This window comes from Pseudomonas sp. LJDD11, from assembly GCF_024584215.1.
Taxonomy (GTDB): Bacteria; Pseudomonadota; Gammaproteobacteria; order Pseudomonadales; family Pseudomonadaceae; genus Aquipseudomonas.
In genome coordinates this window covers 1-1,482 of record NZ_JANJFL010000062.1, presented here as the reverse complement: position 1 = coordinate 1,482, position 1,482 = coordinate 1, and the positions used below count along the sequence as shown (strand labels likewise).

1 protein-coding gene is annotated in these 1,482 nt (G+C 62.6%); it reads left to right on the top strand.

The features are described from left to right. A partial coding sequence (locus tag NRB16_RS28715) for an aldehyde dehydrogenase (protein ID WP_257107540.1) occupies nt 1-1,482 on the top strand: 1,482 nt, incomplete at its 5' end.

Below are 1,482 nucleotides of genomic sequence, written 5' to 3'. Positions count from 1 at the left end.
CTGCTGAGCAAAGACCAATACAAGGCGCTGGCCGCTGAATTGAAATTCCCGACCCAGGCATTCATCAACGGTGAATTCCGCGATGCGCTGTCGGGCAATACCTTCGCCACCACTAACCCGGCCACTGGCGAGTTGCTGGCCCACATCGCCGCCGGTAACAGCGACGACGTCGATCTGGCGGTCAAAGCCGCTAAAGAGTCTTTCGCAGACGGTCGCTGGAGCAAGCTGGCGCCGGCGGCGCGCAAGCACATCCTGCTGGATTTTGCCCAACTGCTGGAAGACCACGCCCATGAACTGGCGGTGCTGGAAAGCTTGGACAGCGGCAAGCCGGTCAGCGAGTGCCAGAACGTCGACGTGCCGGAGACCATCCACACCCTGCGCTGGCATGCCGAGCTGATCGACAAGATTTACGACTTCAGTGCCCCGACCGGCGCCGGTGCAGTAACCACCGTGGTGCGTGAAGCCATCGGGGTGGTCGGTCTGGTGCTGCCGTGGAACTTCCCGCTGCTGATGCTGGCCTGGAAAATCGGCCCGTCGCTGGCCGCCGGTTGCTCGATCGTGGTCAAACCGGCCAAGGAAACCACCCTGACCGCCCTGCGCGTCGCGGAGCTGGCCCATCAGGCCGGCGTACCGGCGGGCGTGTTCAATATCGTGCCTGGCGGTGGCCGCGAAGTCGGTGAGCCGATTGGCCGGCACATGGACATCGCGGCGGTGAGCTTCACCGGCTCGACCGACACCGGTCGGCTGTTCCTCAAGTACTCGGCCGAGTCGAACATCAAACGTGTGGTGCTGGAGCTGGGTGGCAAGAACCCGGCGGTGGTGATGAACGACGTCGAAGACCTCGACGAAGTGGCCCAGTACCTGGTGGCCGGTGCGTTCTGGAACATGGGCGAGAACTGCTCGGCGTCCTCGCGGCTGATCGTGCACCGCGACGTCAAAGACAAGCTGCTCGAGCGCATCAAGGTGCACGTGCGCGACTGGCAACTGGGCGACCCGCTGGACCCGGCCAACCGCCTGGGCGCAATGGTCAGCAAAGCGCATTTCGAGAAGGTTCGCTCGTACCTGGAACACGCCGTCGAGGCGCACCTTAAAGTGGTCGAAGGCGGCAACACCCGTGATGGCGTGTTCATCGAGCCGACCATTGTTGATGGCGTCAACGCCGGCGACAAACTGTTCGTCGAAGAGATCTTCGGCCCGGTGTTGAGCGTCACCACCTTCAACACCATTGATGAGGCCATTGCCCTGGCCAACGACACCGTTTACGGCCTGGCGGCCTCGGCCTACACCAGCAACCTGCGCAACGCGATCCTTCTATCGCGCGAGATTCGCGCCGGTATCGTCACCGTCAACTGCTTCGGTGAAGGCGACGCTTCGACGCCGTTCGGAGGCTACGGCGAGTCAGGCTTTGGCGGTCGCGACAAGTCGCAGTGGGCGCATGATCAGTACACCGAGCTTAAGACCATCTGGATCAATGCTCAGTAA